The organism is Xenorhabdus sp. Sc-CR9 (genome assembly GCF_963897815.1).
In the GTDB taxonomy this organism is placed as follows: domain Bacteria; phylum Pseudomonadota; class Gammaproteobacteria; order Enterobacterales; family Enterobacteriaceae; genus Xenorhabdus.
The window spans coordinates 51446-72905 of record NZ_CAWQTY010000022.1 but is presented as its reverse complement, the minus strand read 5'-3'; the positions used below and the strand labels follow the sequence as shown (position 1 = coordinate 72905).

General features: G+C 42.2%; 11 protein-coding genes and 2 pseudogenes. 8 read left to right on the top strand and 5 right to left on the bottom strand.

Translation table 11 applies throughout. The annotated features are described in order from the left end of the window. The first annotated feature begins 46 nt into the window (after nucleotides 1–46). From hsdR to cml, 6 genes and pseudogenes are all read left to right on the top strand, one after another. Entirely contained in the window at nucleotides 47–3571 is a 3525-nt protein-coding gene (gene hsdR / locus AACQ81_RS01320) for a type I restriction-modification system endonuclease (protein WP_237386035.1), read from the top strand. A gap of 81 nt (nucleotides 3572–3652) precedes the next feature. Further along, nucleotides 3653–5275 carry a class I SAM-dependent DNA methyltransferase gene (locus AACQ81_RS01315; RefSeq protein ID WP_237386034.1) on the top strand — a complete coding sequence of 541 codons (1623 nt, stop codon included), beginning with the start codon at nucleotides 3653–3655 and terminating at the stop codon, nucleotides 5273–5275. Then, a complete protein-coding gene (locus AACQ81_RS01310; protein WP_237386033.1) occupies nucleotides 5268–6554 on the top strand; it encodes a restriction endonuclease subunit S in 1287 nt (428 codons plus the stop codon). Before AACQ81_RS01315 ends, AACQ81_RS01310 begins: the two co-directional genes overlap by 8 nt. A gap of 138 nt (nucleotides 6555–6692) precedes the next feature. Continuing rightward, nucleotides 6693–6887 (top strand): annotated as a pseudogene (locus tag AACQ81_RS01305) (type II toxin -antitoxin system TacA 1-like antitoxin); the annotation flags it as partial. Between the two features lie 49 nt (nucleotides 6888–6936). Next, complete coding sequence (locus tag AACQ81_RS01300) at nucleotides 6937–8085, top strand: hypothetical protein (protein ID WP_237386032.1); 1149 nt, start codon at nucleotides 6937–6939, stop codon at nucleotides 8083–8085. Nucleotides 8086–8401: 316 nt separating this feature from the next. Further along, entirely contained in the window at nucleotides 8402–9595 is a 1194-nt protein-coding gene (gene cml, locus AACQ81_RS01295; RefSeq protein ID WP_237386031.1) for a CmlA/FloR family chloramphenicol efflux MFS transporter, read from the top strand. Between the two features lie 100 nt (nucleotides 9596–9695). Here cml and AACQ81_RS01290 read toward each other — a convergent pair whose 3' ends face one another. Beyond that, nucleotides 9696–10022: a LysE family translocator gene (locus AACQ81_RS01290; RefSeq protein WP_336885667.1), complete on the bottom strand. Its 327-nt coding sequence runs from the start codon at nucleotides 10020–10022 to the stop codon at nucleotides 9696–9698. 287 nt (nucleotides 10023–10309) lie between these two features. On the opposite strand from AACQ81_RS01290, the gene AACQ81_RS01285 reads away from it, so the two are divergent. Then, on the top strand, nucleotides 10310–11758 hold the full coding sequence (locus AACQ81_RS01285) for a flavin-containing monooxygenase (protein WP_237386029.1): 1449 nt from the start codon (nucleotides 10310–10312) through the stop codon (nucleotides 11756–11758). A 145-nt stretch (nucleotides 11759–11903) separates the two neighbouring features. Here AACQ81_RS01285 and AACQ81_RS01280 read toward each other — a convergent pair whose 3' ends face one another. From AACQ81_RS01280 to AACQ81_RS01265, 4 genes are all read right to left on the bottom strand, one after another. Further along, a complete protein-coding gene (locus tag AACQ81_RS01280) occupies nucleotides 11904–12464 on the bottom strand; it encodes a rhomboid family intramembrane serine protease (RefSeq protein ID WP_443089526.1) in 561 nt (186 codons plus the stop codon). Nucleotides 12465–12643: 179 nt separating this feature from the next. Next, nucleotides 12644–17599: a DNA repair ATPase gene (locus tag AACQ81_RS01275; RefSeq protein WP_237386027.1), complete on the bottom strand. Its 4956-nt coding sequence runs from the start codon at nucleotides 17597–17599 to the stop codon at nucleotides 12644–12646. Nucleotides 17600–17776: 177 nt separating this feature from the next. Then, complete coding sequence (locus AACQ81_RS01270) at nucleotides 17777–19894, bottom strand: flotillin family protein (RefSeq protein ID WP_237386026.1); 2118 nt, start codon at nucleotides 19892–19894, stop codon at nucleotides 17777–17779. 77 nt (nucleotides 19895–19971) lie between these two features. Next, entirely contained in the window at nucleotides 19972–20598 is a 627-nt protein-coding gene (locus AACQ81_RS01265; protein WP_237386025.1) for a ubiquinone biosynthesis protein UbiH, read from the bottom strand. Nucleotides 20599–21256: 658 nt separating this feature from the next. Here AACQ81_RS01265 and ykgO point away from each other — a divergent pair. Further along, a pseudogene (gene ykgO / locus AACQ81_RS01260) lies at nucleotides 21257–21374 on the top strand (type B 50S ribosomal protein L36); the annotation flags it as partial. Between the last annotated feature and the right edge of the window lie 86 nt (nucleotides 21375–21460).

The following is a 21460-nucleotide window of genomic DNA, read 5'->3' as shown; positions in this document are numbered from 1 at the left end:
ATAAAAACGCATTTTTAAAATATCGGCTTTGAGGGGAGAACAATCTTTGAAGCAACCTACCTTACCGTCCTCTGTTAACTTTGGTTTTCTTTCCGAACATGATCCATTATTTGTTCAAATTGCTTCTGCTGCTGAGTTAGTTTTTTATAGTGATCCAAATACGACACTGATAAAACTCAGACAATTAGGAGAAGCATTATCTCAACATATGGCATTGATCGCAGGCATTGTATTTGATGAAAAAACATCACAGTCTGACTTATTGTATAGCCTTAATCGTGAATTAAAATTTCAGCCGGAAATACGCAACTTTTTTCATATCCTGCGTGTTGAAGGTAATAAAGCGACACATGGGTTTCATACGCAGCATAAAGAAGCACTTGATGGTTTAAAAATTGCGCGTGCAATAGCTATTTGGTTCCATCAAACTTTTGGTAAAGCAGGCACTGATTTTCAACCTGGTCCATTTATCCCTCCGACTGACCCTAGTCAGCAATTATGTCAATTGCAATCTGAGATTGAGCAGCTCAAAAACGAACTAACCAACGCTAACGTCCAACTTGGTTCCAATCAGCAGTATCAAGATTTGTTGATTAGAGAAAAACAAGAGTATGAAGCTCTGGCGTTAGAAATGGATAAAGAGTCCCGTTTACAAGAAGCGTTGGCTCAACAACATCAGCAAGCTCTTCTGCAATTACAGCAGGAATATGAAATAAAGCTGAAAGACTTACAAACTAAGTTAGTTAACCAGAATGAGCACCAGGCACAAGTACAACGTAAGCAGCTTCTTTATAAAATTAAGAAGGCCAATGATAATGTTTCATTAAATGAAGAGTTGACTCGTATCATCATTGACCAACAATTAAATGAAGCGGGTTGGCTGACTGATACTCAAACCATGACATATGCAAATGGAACTCGTCCTGAAAAAAATGTCAATAAAGCGATTGCAGAATGGCCGACGAAACATAATGGAAAGGGTGGTCGTGCTGATTATGTCTTGTTTTGCGGTTTAACACCGATTGCAGCCGTTGAAGCAAAAAGAGAAAACGTCAATGTTGCCGGGAAAATTACTCAGGCAGAGCGTTATAGCAAAGGTTTTTCTGTCACTTCATCAATGACAGGCGCTTGGGAATTGGAAGGTCGAACAGTTGCCTGGCCTGATGAATCAGATAGTCATTACAAAATTCCTTTTGTTTATTCCTGTAATGGCCGTCCTTGGGTGAAGCAACAGGCAGAGTCTTCGGGTACTTGGTTCCGTGATGTCAGAGATTGCCACAATATCCGGCGCTCATTACCACAATTTCATACACCAGCAGGCTTGCTTGACCTGTTGAAACGCAGTAAAGAACAGGCAGAAGAGAAACTCAAAAAAGAAAGTTTTGATTATCTCAAGTTACGTGATTATCAGCAGAAAGCGGTTAAAGCGGTAGAAAACACGCTGGTTCATAATGTTCGCTCTGCTTTGTTGGAGATGGCAACTGGCACAGGGAAAACGCGAACAATTATTGGATTAATATACCGTTTTCTCAAAACAGAACGGTTTAAGCGTATTTTGTTTCTTGTGGATAGAACAACACTGGGAAAACAAGCAATTGATGCATTTAAAGAAGCGCCATTGGAACAAAACCAGACTTTGTCACAAATCTACAATATTGCTGAGTTAGGAGATATGGCGGCGGAAGCTGAAACTCGTGTTCAAGTTGCAACAGTGCAGTCTATGGTAAGCCGTATTTTTAAATCAGATAATCCTCCTCCTGTAGATGAATTTGACTGTGTGATTATTGATGAAGCTCATCGAGGTTATACCTTAGACCAAGAGATGACGGAAGGTGAAATGGCGACACGGGATGTTGCTCAATATCTTTCCAGCTATCGTCGGGTTTTGGATTATTTCGATGCTGTTAAAGTTGCATTAACGGCGACACCAGCCAAACACACGACCGAAATTTTTGGTAAGGCTGTATTTACATATACTTATCGGGAAGCAGTGGCTGATGATTGGTTAATTGATCATGAACCTCCAGTCCGTTACGCGACTAAGCTTAGTCAGGAAGGCATTCATTTCGATAAAGGTGAAAAAGTTCAGGTTATTAACATCCAAACGGGTGCAGTTGAAATGGATCAGTTGGACGATGAAATGGATTTTGAGGTGGATGCTTTTAACCGACGGGTAATAAATGATGATTTTAACCGAGTCATCTGTGAGGAATTGGTTAAGGAGCTAGACCCTTTTGGTGATGAAAAGACATTAATCTTCTGCGCAAACGATCTTCATGCTGATAAAGTAAAACATCAGTTGGATAAAGCCTTCAGTGAAATGTACCCAGATTATAATCAAGCCGCAGTAGAAAAAATTACAGGCAAGAGTGATAAGGTAGACCAACTTATCTCACGTTATAAAAACGAACGTTACCCCAACATTGCCATTACAGTTGATTTATTAACCACAGGTATTGATGTACCAAAAATCTGTCATTTGGTGTATATGCGGCGGGTTAAGTCACGAATTTTGTTTGAACAGATGCTTGGTCGTGCGACTCGTCGCAGCGATGAAATTGGTAAATCAACTTTCCGTATTTACGATCCAGTTGATATTTATGCGGCATTAGAAAATGTGACTACCATGAAGCCTCTGGTCAAAAATCCCAATATCACGTCAGAACAGTTGGTTGGAGAATTGACCGATAGTGAGCAACTCCAACTTGCATTGAATCACCCGGGCTGTAAGGATGGCGAAACTCATGCTGATGTGCTTGTAAGTCAACTCAGTCAGAAATTGATGAAAGTACTGCGTAAGGCGGGTAGCAAAGCTCAATCGAAGCCCGAATTACGAGAAAAGCTTGATGATCTCGGAGTACTCTGGGGAATTGAAGCAATAACATTACCTCAATATTTACGTAGCATAGGGCCGCAAAAGGTATCTATTTTTCTACAGCAGCACCGTAATCTGCTTCAGCAATTAGATGAATTATCTGACTTATTGGGAAACCAAAATCGGCCAATTATCTCAGAACACAAAGATGCATTGCGCGAACGTAGTCAGGGTTATGGTGATTATCAACGTCCCGATGATTATCTTGATAGTTTTAACCAATTTATTCGAGAGCAAATTAACCAATCAGCCGCTTTGACAGCGGTAGTTAATAAGCCTCGCGATCTCACGCGGGAAGAATTGAAAAAAATCCGTTTAGAGTTGGATCAGGCTGGTTACTCTGAAGCAAAATTGAAAACAGCGGTACGTAACCAAACAAATCAGGATATTGCAGCCAGTATTATCGGGCATATTCGTCAGGCTGCATTAGGTGAACCTCTTATTCCTTTTGAACAACGTGTCACGAGAGCGATGGAGAATATCTATCGCAGCCATGCATGGACACCTGTCCAGCGTACTTGGTTAGATCGACTGGCAAGGCAGCTCATTTACGAAGTCGTTATTGATAAGGACTTTGTTAACAGCTACTTCGCTGACAGTGGTGGGGTAAAACAGTTAGATAAAATTTTATCCGGCAAGCTGGATAGTGTGCTTGATGATCTTAGCTCTGGGATTTGGTCATCTAAAAGTGCCTGAAGGTGGTAATATATACCTTTGATAGACACTTTTTTAATAATCGCCTTGCGGGTAACTGTAAGGTGATTTACGGATGAGATCATGAGCAACAACGATATTGTACAAAAACTCTGGAACCTATGTAATGTGCTGAGGGATGATGGCATTAACTATAGCGATTATGTCACCGAATTGGTTTTACTGCTTTTTATCAAGATGGTGCATGAAAAAACTGAATCCAACACCTTAGATAAACATACATTACCGGAAGGTTGTCGCTGGACTGATCTCAATAGTAAATCTGGTATTACCTTACTGAATGACTACAAACAAATACTGCTCAAACTCTCCACAGGAAAAGATGCTGAAGGTAAGGTTGTACATGCTGACCCATTGATCAGTGCAATTTATGCCGATGCTCAGACTCGCCTGCGTGAACCTCGCCATCTAAAACAATTAATCAGTGATTTTGACCAAATTGATTGGTATAGCGCTCAAAAAGATGGGTTAGGTGATCTGTATGAAGGTTTGCTGGAGAAGAATGCTAATGAAACTAAATCAGGAGCAGGTCAGTACTTTACACCACGTCCACTGATTGACAGCATGGTGCGCTGCCTTAAGCCACAGTCGGGAGAATTGATTCAAGACCCTGCTGCGGGAACCGCCGGATTTTTGGTTTCCGCTGATAAATATATTAAAAGTAATACCGATGATCTTTATAGTTTATCAGCCAAGGATAAAGTATTTCAGAAAACCAAAGCATTTGTTGGTGTTGAGTTAGTCCCTTCTACCCGCCGTTTGGCATTGATGAACTGTTTGCTGCATGAAATGGATGGCGGTGAAGAAGGGGTTGTCCTTCAGGGGAATGCGCTGGGAATGGTTGGAGCAAGTCTGGCAAAAGCCAATGTTATCTTTGCCAATCCTCCGTTTGGTACTTCCAAAGGCGGGGAAGCCAGTATCACCCGTGATGATCTTACCTATAGAACAACGAATAAGCAGTTAGCATTCTTACAGCATATTTATCGTAATTTGCAGCCGGGTGGCCGTGCTGCCGTTGTTGTGCCGGATAACGTTCTGTTTGAAGCAGGTGTGGGTACAGAAGTTCGTCGAGATTTGATGAATAAATGTAACTTACATACCATCCTGCGTTTACCTACGGGGATTTTCTATGCTCAAGGCGTGAAAACCAATGTACTGTTCTTTAACAAAGGTAGCGCAAAAGATAAATTTCAGGACGAAAATTGCACTGAAGATGTCTGGGTTTATGACCTGCGTACTAATATGCCGAGTTTTGGTAAGCGTACTCCTTTTACCGAGCAATATTTAAAACCGTTTGAAACCGTTTATGGTCAATTAGCTGATGGCTCAAGTCCTCGTACTGGAGGAGAATGGAGCTTTAGCGCTGACAAGATTGAAATATCGGATGACTCAGAAAATCAGAACACAGAAGAACGCCTAAAAACCAGTCGCTGGCGTATGTTCAGCCGTAAATGGATTAGAGAAAACAGAGACGATTCGCTGGATATTACTTGGTTACAAGATAATAACAGCATTGATGCGGCTAGCCTGCCGGAACCTTCCGTATTAGCGGGAGAAGCAATGAGTGAGCTGGTTCAGGCATTGGCTGAATTAGATGCGCTGATGCGTGAGTTAGGGGCTGGTGAAGAAGCTGATGCCCAGAAGATATTGCTGAATGAATTGTTAGGGAATGGAAACAATGGATAAAAAGCTATTATCTTGGAGTAGTATTGTTGCTGCTGATGCTTTTTTTCAAATATCCACAACAGGTAAGAAGATAAAAACTAAAGAGTGCCTTCCCCAAGGAAAATATCCTGTTGTTGATCAAAGCCAAGATTATATAACTGGTTATATTGATGATTCATCAAAACTTATAGAAATTAATGAACCCGTTGTGGTCTTTGGTGATCACACAAGAGTTGTTAAATGGGTTGAATTCAATTTTGTAGCTGGTGCTGATGGCGTTAAAGTTTTAAAATCCTTACCTTATCTGGTTCCTAGATTTTCATATTACCAGCTACAAGCATTAGATATACCTAATAAAGGATACTCTAGGCATTTTAAATTTTTAAAAGAGTTAGAGTTTTTTATTCCTCCTTTATTGGAACAAAAAAACATAGCGCAAAAACTCGATACTTTGCTGTCTCAAGTCAACAGCATAAAATCTCACCTTGATAAAATTCCTCAAGTTTTAAAACAATTCCGTCAATCGGTGTTGAGTGCTGCTGTTAGTGGGAAATTGACTAATAATTATGATCAGAATATCTGGTCAAAAAAGAAATTAAATGAATTATGCATTAGTGTATCTGACGGGGATCATCAAGCACCACCAAGATCACAAATTGGTATCCCATTTTTAGTAATCTCTGATATAAGTAACGGTTCTATAAATTTTAAAAATATTAATAGATGGGTTCCTGAAGATTACTATCTTTCATTAAAAGCAATTAGAAAACCTCAACAAAATGATATACTTTATACCGTTACAGGCTCCTTTGGGATTCCTGTTATTGTTGAGAAAAATAAACAATTTTGTTTTCAGCGACATATTGCGATCATAAAACCTAATCATGAGATAATTAATTACCGTTTTTTATATTATTTTCTTGCATCACCTATTGTTTTTTCTCAGGCAGAAAAATTAGCAACCGGAACAGCACAAAAAACAGTGTCTTTATCTAGCTTGAGAACTTTCGAAATTTCAGTACCTTCTCTTGAAGAACAAACCGAAATCGTCCGTCGCGTCGAAAAACTATTCGCGTGGGCAGATTCCATTGAAAAACAGGTCATCCAAGCACAACAGCGCGTTAACAATCTCACCCAATCCATTCTGGCGAAAGCCTTCCGTGGTGCATTAACAGAACAGTGGCGTAAAGATAACCCCGATTTAATTAGTGGCGAAAACAGCGCAGAATCCTTGTTGAAGAAAATAAAAGCAGAACGTGAATTAGCTGTACCAGAAAAACGAGGCCGCAAAAAGAGTTAAATCCCATCTGACCACATTAATGTTTTCATCTTATATGTACGGCTGATAGCCGTACATATTTGCTTGTTATCCCACCCAATGCTAACTTCCATCAGTACAATAAACAAACACTCATAGAAATAAACCGGAGTTACCCAAATGGCAACGATATCGGTAAAAAAACTTCACAAAGAGGTTAAAAATGCCCATATAGAGTTAAAAACCAGCACTGAGCTAAAAGAAACTTTACGTCAGGCAGATCAGGTTGCGGGTGTTGATTTAAGTGCTTTTATCCTGAGTGCGGCATTTGAGCGGGCAGAAGAAGTTTTGGAGAACCAAAAGCGCCGTGAGTTAGTGAGATGATTATAATATTATGTGAATCTAAATTTATAGAGATTTAACCATGAGTGAATATCAATATTATCATTTTAAACGACTTGATGGTGTGTTGTCTGCGAAGCAAAAAGCCGAGCTGAGAACTATCTCAAGCCGCGCCGAAATAAGTTCAAATCATTTTACTGTTCATTATAACTATAGTGATTTGAAGGCTGAACCCGCTGAATTAATGGCTCAGTACTTTGATGTGGGGTTCTATTATGCAGATTGGGGACAGGTTATTTGCTACCTGAAAGTGCCACCAGATACGATCCCTTTGGCATTTATGAGCATTGAGGATGGAGATTCCGTAATCTGCGAGAAAGGGGAAAACTATCTGTTATTCATCTTTTCCGTAGAAGAAAATGATTATTATATGGACGATGACGATGCAAAAGATTATTTAGATCATTTAGTTGAGTTACGTTCTGAGCTGATGGAAGGAGATTATCGCCTGTTATATCTGCCTTGGCTGAAAAGTGCATTTGATGGTAATGAGACATTGGATGAACTGCCTCTGATTAATTTCAATTTTAAACAATTATCTGAGGCTCAATATGCCTTTGCAGAATTATTTGGTATCCCTCCTGAAGCGTATAATGCCCTGGATAAATTGCTTAAATCATCACAGGCACATACCGCAAAGGTTACACATCTGACCGCAGAAGAACAAATTAACAGTCTGTCTGACTCAGATAAGGATCTGCTATTGAAATCTTTGTTTGAGCAAGGGCAACTCACGGCTAATCAGGCTCGCTCATTGATTTATCAGCCATTAACTCACAATGATTATAAATATTGGCTGAGTCCTTCGTCACTTAATGCTTATTGGCAGGCTGCGAATGAAGAAATAGCTCGTGAACGTTTACTGGCTGAAGAACAAAGACGTGAACAAGAGTGGCTTGCAGCAATTAAGCGGCTTGATGCTGTCTTTTCCTCAAGAGAAGTTCACTGGGAAAATGTGAAGAAATACAGTGAGCAAGGCCATGCAAGTGCCTATGATAAAGCGGCCAGAGAAATGAAAGATCTGTATGATGCTTATCGCGTGAATAACGCACTGGCAGAATTTATTCCACGCTATCAGATATTTGCCAGGCATATAGAAAGAAGAAAAACGCTGGTAAAACGATTGGAATGCCTAAATCAGGAAATAGGTAAATATCAAGATAGTATTTGATTTTAACAGAATAGGTACGCCTCATATCTAATACACTCAAGCAGAGCGCCGGATAAACATCAGCACCTTGTCAGTAAATTGAAGGCACTCTTCCTTGGGTCAAAAGGAAAACGGGAAATATACTCTCTATACTTGAAGTTTATAGGCTATAAACCATCAAATAACATCATAAGGATACGAATATGGATCCCATCCTACAAACAGTTCGCTAAACCGCAACAACGTTTTTCATTAGCAGTTGTTGCGGTGATCTCCTCTCGTTAATCATGAATAGGCAGATTGCCGCCGGATCTCACTTTCTGAGCGGATTTTTGTCATGTCTACTAAAACTACGCCCGTTTGGGGCTACTCTTTATCGTCAGCGCTCGTGCTGATGGTTCCTATTGATCTCCTCGCTTCACTGGCAATGGATGTGTATTTGCCGGTCATCCCGGTTATGCCAGCAGCACTTGATACTTCACCTGCTATGATCCAATTGACGCTGAGCGTTTACATACTTTTACTCGGGTTGGGGCAGATGATTTTTGGCCCTCTGTCCGATCGTATCGGTCGCCGACCCGTGGTATTAGGTGGGGTTCTGCTTTTTTCTATAGCGTCCTTTTCCCTTGCCATGACAAGCAGTGGAATTTTGTTTGTCATATTGCGTATTTTGCAGGCATTGGGCGCATCGGCAGCTCTGGTCGCGACTTTTGCTACAGTTCGGGATGTCTATGCTGACAGACCGGAAAGTAGCATTATCTACGGCCTATTCAGTTCCATGCTGGCGTTTGTGCCTGCGCTCGGGCCTATTCTCGGTTCGGCCATTGCGCTTGTTTTTGGTTGGAAAGGGATCTTCGTGACTCTTGGTTTGTTGGGGTTATTGGCATTTAGTCGCGCGTTACCCCAATGGCATGAGACACGACCGCCTAAACGGAATACACACGGATTGGCTGCTGTGTCGATTTTGGCCAACAAGTCTTTTTGGGTTTACACACTTGGATTCAGTACTGCGATGGGGTCATTTTTTGTGTTTTTCTCTACAGCCCCCCTTGTGTTAGTAAGTCGTGCTGGTTTTTCTCAGATGGAGTTCAGTGCGGCGTTTGCTACGGTTGCAATCGTCATGATTGTCGTAGCGCGTTTCGTTAAATTTTTTGTGTTACGTTGGAACATTTCGGGAAGTTTCATCCGAGGCTTATTTACCATGATGGCAGGAGCTATTGTTTTAGCGACTTGCGCTGTTTTCTCGAAACCCTCGTTTATTACTTTCGTGATGCCAATGTGGTTGATTGCGGTTGGTATGGTGTTCGTCGTTTCGGTTACAGCGAATGGAGCGCTTCGGGATTTTAGCGACGCTTCTGGCATTGCTGTCGCGCTGTACTACAGCATTCAAAGTCTGATTGTTGGTGGAGTGGGAACGCTTATGACTTTGGTGTTTGATAGCGACACCGCTTGGCCACTGGTAGCTTATTGTTTCGGAATGTCAGTAATTTGCTTTATTGCATTCACGATATTGAAACAGAAGACAAGATAATGGTGTTGTTCTGAGAGCTTTACTATTTTTTCTCAGTGGTCAAAGAACTTCATTTCTCCTGTGCGGCCGGATGGCTGCACATTAAGCTGTTTCGCATCATCTAAAACTGATTAACCGCCAAATCAATCGCTAACGCTATAAATATTAAACTTGTTATTTTATTTAAAACGACTTGTATTGATGGTTTATTCGACAAAATTCTATTTAAAAAACCAGATAAATAGGATATGAATGTAAAGACTAAAAAAGCAATAACGACAAATATTAAACCTAAATATAATAGCTGGAGTGGAATTGGTGTTGTATTTCCATTTTTAGCCGCAAATTGAGGCAGAAAAGCCAAAAAGAAAATAATTATTTTTGGATTTGATAAGTTCATCATTAATCCTTTTTTTATGATCTTATTTTTATTGTTGTAATTATTAATTTCACTTTCAAGACTAACTTAGTATTTTACTCATTGCAGATTCAGTTAGGTTAAGTGTCTGCAATATTGATACTAAAGGTGGTAGTAATTTGTAATTATTCAAAGAGTTATTTCCATGTGTTAAATGTCTAATGGAACTGTTACTTTACTCATTTATATTTTGCTCCTTTATATAGTGATACTCCCCCAACATAAAAGCAAATGGTTACTCCTGAAAATAAAAAATAACATAACATATTACACAGAATACTATTCTGATTAAAACACCTTTTTTCGGGAGAGATAACATGAATAATCATTATGATGTTTTGATTATGGGCGCTGGCATTGCTGGCATTGGTATGGCCTGTCATTTGGCAAGAGAATGTCCTAATAAAAAATTCGGGATCTTAGAGCGTCGCAATACGATAGGGGGAACGTGGGATTTATTCCGTTATCCGGGAATTCGTTCTGATTCAGATATGATGAGCTATGGTTATAAATTCCGTCCTTGGACAGAGACCAGTATTTTTGCAGATGGTCCTTCAATTAAAAATTATATCCATGAAGTGGCAGAACAGTATGATATTAAAAACAAAATCCAGTTTGGGCTTAAAATCACTCAAACTGACTGGTCAAATCAAACTTCCCTATGGGTTGTTACTGCAATTGATGAAGCCAGTGGGGAAACCCGGCAATTTACCTGTCATTTCCTTATCTCGGCGACAGGTTATTACAACTACGATACACCTTATTCACCCCAGCTTTCTGGTCTTGACGATTTTAAAGGCCCTGTCATTCATCCTCAACATTGGCCTGAGGAATTGGATTACAAAGGAAAGCGAGTCGTTGTGATTGGAAGTGGCGCAACCGCAGTCACCTTGTTGCCTGCAATGGCTGATGAGACTAAACATATCACCATGCTACAGCGTTCACCCAGTTATATTTTTTCAATACCGGGAAGAGATAAGATTGCAGAGTTGCTAAAAGGTATTATTCCACAACGCTGGATTTACTCGTTGAGCAGGAATAGAAATATACTATTTTTCAGTATGTTATATAAAATAAGCCGGCATTTTCCTAACCAGTTGAAATCTTTTTTGCTGGGACGAGCAAGAAGGAAAGTTGGCCCTGATTTTGATATGAAACACCTTACGCCAAAGTACATGCCGTGGGATGAAAGGTTATGTTTTGTTCCGGACAGTAACTTTTTTAAGGTATTGAGCGAAGGTAAAGCGGATATTGTGACTGACCAGATTAAACAGATCACGGAAAACAGTATCTTGTTACAGTCCGGAAAGGAATTACCTGCCGATATCATCGTAACGGCTACAGGATTGCAAATGAATATAATGGGGGGAATTCAACTTTCCATTGATGGTCAAAAACAACAGGCTCAGACCCGTATGTGCTACAAAGCGACACTGATACAGGATATCCCTAATTTCGCTTATCTGTTTGGCTATATCAATAATGCCTGGACGCTGAAAGTTGATTTGTCAGCAGAGTATCTTTGCCGTTTATTAAATGAAATGGATCGCCGCAATGCTACCGTTGTGACAGCACAAGCTCAATCAGGTGAAGTATTGATGGATGAAAATATTTTTGGTGCCCTGCAATCCAGTTATGTGGAACGTAGTGAACAACACATTCCACGTCAGGGACGCAGCCCCAATTGGTATGTATCCCATGATTATAAACAGGATAAAGAGGTACTGGGGCAGCCAGTAGATGATGTCGCATTACGGTGGAGGTAATTTTTAAAGAAACGGAATTTATTGGAAGCGACGAAGTCATGAATAAGCTGAAATATCAGAGGAGTTAGCCCGTCATCATAACGGGCTGTTTATTATTAATGAGTATGTAAAATGCGGATAATGTTACATTCTCAATAACTTAAATCTAACGATGAGGGATGAGCCACTTCTTGGTCAGCCAAGAGAAAACCAGCCCGGCGATGGCACCAAAAATATGTCCTTCGGTTGAGACATCTTCTTGCCATGGTAACAAACCGAAGGCAATTCCTCCGTAGTAGATGAATACCAGAATGGCAAAGAAGAAATCTTTGGCTCTTCTCAGGAAGTAAGCGTTAGCCAGCAGTAACCCCCATAAGCCAAAAATCCAGCCGCTGGCACCAACATGAATGGCAGTACGGCCAAATAGCCAGACCAGAATACCTTCCACAAAGATGATAAACAGGCTGGCTAGTACATAATAACGAATGGAGTGCGTCATCAATAACGCACTTAATACCAATAGTGCGGGAAGGTTACTGAATAAATGTTCCCAGTTACCATGCAGGAAAGGGGATAATGGGATACCGATCAACCCTTGGGCATAGCGGGGAATAATACCGAAATGGCTTAATGCACCACCGGTTAAGGTATCAAGTAATTGTATGGTGATAAGTATTGATGCTAACCCGGTTAGGATATGAAAGCGTTGTTTGAACCATATAGTCATCATTGCCTCACAACTAAAATTGGAAATAATATATCAATGATTTTCCTGATTAAAATAAGATATTATTTTTTATTGTTGTGAAAATATCTCGTTCATAGAACATATCTTTAGAGATAACCGAAACCAAAGCCAGTATCTGGTCAGGGTATTGTGTCATTATTTCCATTTCTTTTGTTACCTTAATGCTTCGAATGACTTCCCAGCGCCTGAACACTTTCAACTAAATCAGCAAGTTGAGCAACAACGCGATCACCCACATCAGCATTATCGCCACCCAGTGCTTTATTTCGCATAAAATCATGTTTAATTTGTTGCCAGCGTTGCGCCTCTTCTGGTGTCATTGTGCCGCGGATTTCTGCCAGCTTGAGTAGGTTTTCTTCTGCACCACTTGTCAGTAATTGAGCCTCACCTAAATAGTGATCATCAATAATGCGACGTATTTCTGCGGCATTCATGACTGAGGAAACTTTTTCACTGAGTTTGTTCATATTGCGGTAGCTGCCCTGCAATTTGAATGGCGGCTCTGTCCGGTATTTATCCGATTGCGCGGCGCTGGCTATGTATTGCTGGTTTACCTTGAACACAGTATCCCGCATCATCAGCAGGCGCTCGAGGATTGAAACGATTTCTGTGATTTCAGCTTCACTGTAGGGATAACTCAGGCCATTGCTGGAGAACGGTTTACCCATTGCTTTATCGATAAACAGGTACAGATCGTTCATATCACGTAATGCCAGTGGAGCCAGTACCGGATTTGAGGTCAGGCTGTTTTCGATATAACTCAGTGTAAAAGCGTCTTCCATACCACCCAACACTTCGCCGAGGTTATAGATATCAGCGCGGTTTGCCAGCATATCCGGGATTTTGAATAGTTCGCCGGATTCGGTATAAGGGTTACCTGACATTACCACGCAGAATTTTTTGCCCCGCATATCATAGGTTTTAGTCTGGTCTTTCCAAACCCCTTCAATACGGCGAGTACCGTCACACAGGGAAATAAACTTCTGCAAGAATTCAGGATTGGTGTGCTGGATATCATCCACATACAGCATTACGTTATTGCCCATTTCCAGTGCCAGATTCAGTTTTTCCAGCTCTTGGCGGGCAGTTGCGTTTGGCGCTTGAGCCGGATCGAGTGACAAAACATCATGCCCCAGCGCAGGGGCGTTGATCTTCATAAAGATCAACCCAAGGCGATTGGCAATATATTCCATCAATGTTGTTTTGCCGTAACCGGGTGGGGAGATCATCAATAACATCCCCATCAGATCTGTACGTTTGCTTTCTCCGATAGCTCCTATCTGCTTCGCAAGGTTATCGCCGATCAGTGGTAGATAAACGTCGTTGATCAATTTGTTGCGAATAAACGAACTGAGAGGCCTTGCCTTGAACTCATGCAGCCGTAACGTTTGGCGTTGTTGACTTAGAACACTTTGGCGCAATTCCTGATAACGATGATAGGCAGGAATAAACACTTTACGCTGTTTGCGCATCCGGCAGAAATAGTCATCAAGGCTTAAGGTCAGTGATTGATTGACGATAGAAGGATGTTCGCCAATCAAATCAGTGACGGTAAAGTGCAGGTCTACTTCACTAAAACGGGCAGTGAAATTGAGTGCTTTTTCCAATAAAACCAGCGCAACGGCTTCTGAAATATAGCCTTTCAACGGGGAAAATGTGGGCAGGGAACAGAGACCATTCAGCCAGTTTTCCACCAGCATCCAGCGCTGGGCGAAACGCTGGCCAAGGTTTTGCTGTGAGTGGTTGAAATCCCCCCACATATGGGCTTTTTCCAGTTCAGATTGCAGTCCTTCCAATAAAGTACGGGCATATTTGCTGAAGCTGAATTCTTCAGCCGTCCGGCTTAATGCCAAACTCAGGTATTCCGCAGCTTGGGTCTGCTGGTAAGGTTCACATTTGATGGGATGGCGTTCAAGGAATAGGCGGATTTCTGCTCCGATTTCAGCCTGTAGATCCAGTAAACCGGCATCATTGCGGAAAAGCTGATAAATATTGATGCAGGTACGGGCGCGCTCCGGCCACAATGCAGGTTGTTCTTCCCGTTGAACGTGTTCCCAGAATAGCACCGCAATTCCTCTGGCATGAGGATTATATCGCAAGAGATCGGCACTTTCTCCTACAGGAATTAATTTGCGCAGGATAACGACGGCATCATGATCGTGAATACCTTTTTCATAACCTTCTTTATAGCGGGGAGAGGCAAATTCACGGACGGATTTTTCCAGTATGTCCGGCTTACTCAGCAGGGATTTCAGCCCTTCGAGTGTCAGGCCATCATGCTCTTTGCTTGCAGCGTAAATCATTGAATAAGCAAGGTACTCTGCGCGATAAACTTCTGGTGACTCTGATTCAAAGGATATCGACCAATAGGGTTTAAGGGATTCAAGTTCCGGGCTATCAATCGACTCTTGATAATCCGTCCCGGTCAGGTGCAGATAGAGGTGATCGCCCCGTGGCAGGATTGTGAGATCCAACTCTTGGGTATTGATGCTGAAACGGTGGCGGGGGCCAAGTTTGATAATGTTGCCGCCATCTTCGTAAATTTCAGTTTTATCCCGTAGGCTGCGAATGGCTTGGTCACGTGCCATTTTGAATTTGGCATCGATATCATCTGCTTTTACGCTGTCTTTCAGCTCTCGCAAGCGCTCAATGATTTCGCGGGTTTTCAGCGATAGGGCATCAGCAGCAAAGAAAGCATTCAGTTCATCAAGGGAAGATAATTTCGCTGTCCGGCGGCTGATGCTGTCCAGCAGGCGTTCTGCTGCAATCTGTAAATTCTGGGTTTTGCGCTGACGTTCATCCAGCAATGACTGTTTGTGAGTTTCAAAGGTTTCTAGCAGCTCTTCACGTTTGCCCAGAATGTCATTCAAGAACTCATCGTGATCACTGAATTGGGTTTCCAACTCTTCCAGTTGTATCAACAGACGGGAAAGTTGTTCGTCACAACGTTCTGGATCGGTAGAGAGCGTCAGGGCATTGGTGATCCCTTGGCTGAATAATTTAAATTGTGCTCCGAACTGAGCCACTGATTCAATGGCTCCCTGTTCCTTGCGACGCTGTTGCAGTCTGGCCCGAGCTTGGTTCAGCAGAGCATAAATTTCAGAAATTGACTCAATGATATGGGTTTGTTGAGTGGTGTCTTCGAATTTCAGAGAAGCCATCAGGTTCGACAGCATATCCAGATCAGTGGACATTTTCTCCATGCCCGCCAGCGGTTCAGTGAGCTGGGCACTGTTGGCAGCGGCCTGAACCTGTTTCTCCAGCACTTGTAATTGCTGGTTAAACGGCTGTAATGCTTTTTCGCTGGCAAGGAATTCGGCTGTTGCCCGTGAAATGTGTTGATGGTTATCAGCCAGTTGCGTTTCCATTTCATCAAGGCGGGACAGGTCGATATAACGGTGATCACGCAGAGTGATCAAGTGACCCCGCTGGATGCTTAAACGGTTTAAGTTATCGATAAATTGCTGAGTCTCTGTCCAGCTTTCCGGCAACATCTCAGACAGTAGCTCTTTCTGATACGATGTTGCTTCATTCATGGCCCGAATAGACTGATGCCGGATGCTCTCTACTTTTTCGTATTCATCCAATACCTTTTCGCCAGTATTGGCGATTTCTTTCAGTAATTCAGAGATATTCAGGCAGTGTTCGTCATGGAGCCAATAGTAGATATCGGTCAGGCGGCGGGCATCTTGGCAGAGTTTTTCATAGAGCAGGGAGGAAATATGCTGTTGCTCAATCTCTTTGGCAATATGGTAGAGATCGGAAATACCACGAACTAACTCAGCATTACCGATGCGTCCCAAAAAGCTGTTTCTTGCTGGTTGGCGGGCGGCATATTCGTCAGAATAGAAGGGGGTCTGCCAAATCTGCATCGGATGGATTCGGGTCGGCTCTTCTGATTGTCCTTCAAACAGCACCATCTGACCATCTTCTAGCATGGCATAGCCATGGCCGAACAGTGGATTTTGCAGTTTACGTTCGATCAGGTTGTAATTAAACAGTGCCAGACGACCAAGTTTTGGCTCATAGAAGATGTACATGACATCTTCGCCATTTGGAGAGCGGCGAACCCGGCGGAAACGCATTCCATCCATCGGTTGATCGAATGTTTTGTATTCCCCGCTTTGCAGATAATAACCGCCGGGGAAAATAATACCGTGATCTTCCGGCAGCTGAATGCAGGCTAAACCGATGGCATCAATGCGCTGTACGCTTTGGGTCAGCGTGTTGTAGACCAGATAACGCCAGGACTCTTCGCGGTAAGGCTGGATTTTCAGGAGTATCAGGCTACCAGCCTGAACGTATTCTATTTGTGCGTCATCCAAGGACTGGGTTTTATCCAGTACAGCTTCCCGGTAGATCCCCAGACCATCTTCAGTGTTGTTTTCGCATTTAATAGTCAGGTCACCGCCGATGGTTTCCACAAATACGGTATCCAATATGTTCATATGTGGATAGCGACCATTTACGGTATTTTCCCGTGTGGTTTTCTGCCACTCGAAATCGTAGGCTGGAGGCAGGGCGATATCACGCTCACCGCGATTATCAATATAAGTTATTTCTGTTTTATCGCTGGAAACTGCCCAGCGAAACACACGAATATCGGTAATTCTCTCACCAATCTGGAAGCTGGCAAGCAGTTTGCCATCGCGCTCAACCAGTTCCAGCAGCTGGGTATTTTTGTAGTAAGTGTAAAGTTCGTGGAAGTCCTGTACGAAGCTGGTGATGTTGAGAAATGTGCCTGTCAGCGGGACAGATTCCACATCATATTCGTCATTTTCTTTCTTGAGCTTATAAAGGGAGAAAACATCTTCAACGCGTGTTTCTTTTTTTAAGCCAAGGAATACGTTGTAGCCAAACAGCAGCCAATTACCGACCCGAACGATATCGCGGGCAACGCAGTTGTTTTCTGTGCGGATGCGAATACGCCCGATAATGTCAGTCTGGTTTTTACCGAACTCTTCCAGACGTCGGGTGTTCAGCAGACTGACTTTTTCATATAGCTGCTGGCCTTGTTCAGACAGGCGATTGCGTAAGATATCGTAGGCTCCGCCTTTTGCGACAGCATTATCCAGTAATTCCTGTTCACGATTATTCACTTGGCTATCTGACATGGCGTACACGTTTCCTTGCTCAAGATTGATTTTAATGGCGTTGATTCTGGTTTTGGGCACTGTACAGATACTCTGGAAGCTCATGCCGTATGATTTAGAATATCTTTGAGTACACCCTGTATGGTTTAGTGCAGGGGAAACCCGCCACAGTTATCTGTGACGGATGAACATTGCTTATTACTCTTCGGTACTATTTTTGTTCTGGTTCTTTTTGTTTGAACCAAACATATTGACCAGAGACTGCACTTCCGGGTTTTGCAGGAGTGAATCGAGATTCAGTTTAGATTCCCCGACTTCTTTTTCGCTGTTCCCTTTTTCTCCTTTTCCAGCCAGCAATTTCTGTACGGCATCTTTTACCAGAGGACTTTTGTCTGCCACGCCATTAATGGCCTTGCCCACGCTGAGTGCTTTGGAGAAGGTATTGAAGAAGCTGCCATCACCACCCACGATATCAATGTTAGTTTTACTGAGTGCCGCAGCCAGAACATCGGCTTGTTCTTTGGCAATATCTTTGTTGGCGGCAATAGACGCCATCGCTTGTTCGAAGTTTTTCTCAAGCTGCATGCGGAACTCTTCGTGGTTACGAGCGGTATCATTGAGATTGCCCATCGCGGTGAATTTGTCGGTCAGACCATCGGCTTCTGCTTTCAGACGCTGACGGATAACTTCTGCTTGTGCTGAACCGAGCTGGCCTTCACCACGGGCTTGCGCTACTAATTTCTCTTCCAGAACTTTCGCTTCGGCAAGACCTTGCTTCTCGGCTGCGTTGGCCTGAGCTTCCAGAACACGTGCTTCTGCCAGACCTTTTTCTTGTGTGCCACGAGCTTCCGCCAGCAATTTCTCTGCAATCACATTCGCCTGTACCAAACCTTCTTTTTCTTCAACTTCGGCTTTAGCCTGACGGATGCGGGCTTCAGCCAGACCCAATGCGGCTTCTTCGGCTTCAATACCTTCGGCCATGCGTTTTTTCGCTTCTGACTGTTTGGCTGCTGCTTCCAGTTCCGCTTGTGCCATGGTACTGATTTCCAATGCCTTGAATTTGGCACTGTTTTCATCCGCTTCGGCTTGTTTTACCTGACGAACCAGTTCTTGTTCTGCTTTAGCCTGAGCCTGAATAATCGTGATCTGTTTCTGGCGGTCAGCATCAGAGATCATGCGGACTTCTTTGATACGTTCTTCTTCCTGCGCTACGGTTTTTTCTACAACAACACGTTCACGAATCACGTTAGAGATGTTTTTGCGTTCTTCTTCCAGTGCTTTTTCTTTATCGATGCGCTGGAGTTCCACTTCACGTTCACGGGAAACAATTTCCAATTCCTGTGCGCGAATCACTTTTTCCATTTCAATAGTGACGGCGCGGGAGCGGTTTTGTTGAGCCACTTCTACTTCACGCAGACGGTTTTCTTCACGAATTTCGATTTCTTGCTGGGTCTGAATACGGGCCTGTTCTGCTTTCAGGCGTTCTTCTTCTTGTACTTTCAGTGTTTCGGCTGATTCACGGGCGCGAATGCTCTCAATTTCACGTTTCTGACGGGCTTCTGCATCCGCTTGCTGACGTTCCAATGCCAGACTAGCTTCACGGGTTTCCACGTTTTTTTTCTGGATAGCCAGTTCTTGATCACGTTCTTTCTGGTTGGTTTCAATATTGTGAATGGCGGTGATTTCGGTGATTTTGCGAATACCTTCCGCATCAAAGATATTGTTAGGGTCGAGTGAGTTTTTTGGCGTTTGTTCCAGATAGTCGATGGCAACATCTTCCAGTGCATAGCCGTTCAGATCTTTACCAATCACATCAACAATGCGGTCACGGAAGTTTTGGCGATCTTCAAACAGTTTCGAGAGTTCGAATTGTTTACCTACCGTTTTCAGGGCTTCTGAGAATTTGGCACTGAACAGGGCATTTACTGCGTTATGGTCAGAAGCACGCTCCACACCGATAGATTTGGCGACTTTCAGTACGTCTTCGGTAGTTTCGTTAACACGCAGGTAGAATGCAACGGTAATGTCAGCACGCAGGTTATCTTTACAGATCAGGCCATCTTTACCACGGCGATCGACTTCCAGCGTCAACAGAGAGATGCGCATAAACTCTTTTTTGTAAATCACCGGATAGACCAATGCACCAGTGAAATGCACTTTCGGCTGGGATGACATATCGTTGACGATCAGTGCCGTTCCTTGCGGGACTTTGATATAAAATGCTTTGAAAAGCCCGAAGAAACCCAGAATGACGATAATTATCGTCGCAATAATCATCAAGAAAGGCATGAAATCTGCCATGGAAATATCTGACATGTATTTCTCCATTTTATTTTGGGGCGAATTTGTTTGGGGTTAACTAATCCTTTAAAACACGTTGTTACAACAACCCGTTACAATTTGAATTCGTTTTCACTGACCACAGTGTAACTATGGGTCGATGCGTCATAGCTGATTATCACGACACGATCGCAGCGAGTGATGCCATCACTTTCTGGTGCCCGTACCTGTAAGATCAGGCTGGCTCCGTTATTTTCCATCAGCGCTTCTCCACGCTGCTCAGTCACAATCGGGGAGCGAACTTCGGCAACTTTGCCAATCAGGTTATCAACACTGTTAGAGCGATTGAGTTTGGACAGGAGAGGTTTCAACGGGCGCAATAACATTGCTGCCAGCAATAAAGCAATGAATGTCACAACAAAGAAAGTGACAGTTCCAAGCAGATAGCGGAGCACATCGGTTTCAATGAAACGGAGCATTAAATGCATGATGAAATAGCTGAATGGCCAGCTAATCAGCGTAAATAACGTAATAATGATGGTGACCGGAATACCGGTTAAACCGAGTTTCGTTAACCAACCAGCCAGAGAGGAAGCATCGAAACTATCTGCATCTATATTTAATATATCAATATCGAATAAGCCAAATGCAGCGCATATCCAATAAAACAAAATAATCAATAACAGCCCGCTGAAAATAACAACCGGAAAAGCTAAGCAGTTTTGAAAAAAAAGATCCATTAGAATGCTGTCTCAATATGATAATAATTATTAAATAATACTTAATTAAATCATTTTTTTAAATAACTTAATCGGGGAAAAAAGGCTTTTTTTGAATCGTATCGCAAGAATGAGATGACCCTGATTTATTGATGTTCTTTATAGATAGTGAGTAATAAATATGCTTGATTTTTTCGTTTATGCCGGAATGAAATGATGAATGCTAAAATTAGCGATAAATATAAATTAAATTTCTCATAATGGAAGATTTGGAAGTGGAAAAATCTAATAAGAAATAATTTGTGAGGGATAGGATGATTTTATCAATTGCCAAGTAATTTATTTATTTTGTTAATTATAATCTTATTAATACTAACGATTGGTATTATTTTTTATTTAGTTTGGATGGCGCGGATCAGTCAATAGCTAAAATACATGTCATGAAAATTATCAAAAGATAGTTGTCAACAACAGAAAGTTGAGATATTGTTATGTTATATTGTTACATTTACGTTGGGGCTTATGAAACTGGGAATACATCCTTTTTATATGGATAAACAAAGAAGTGTGTCATAAGAAAGCAGCACGGCGCGTTCCCAGAAAGGTTTGGCCGCGTTTTTAATAGTCAATAATGAAGGATATCATTAATGCAGGTACTGAGTTCACTGAAAACAGCAAAACAACAAAACAACGTCACCCTGATTGCAAAGTCGTTCGCCGTCGTGGTCGGTTGTATGTCATCTGTAAATCTAATCCGCGTTTTAAGGCGGTTCAGGGTTAAGAAAAAGAAACGCTAATCACAAGCCTACAGTCCTGCTGTAGGTTTTTCCCCTCATCTATATCTATAGCATTGATATTTATCTGATCATCTCATAATCCAATC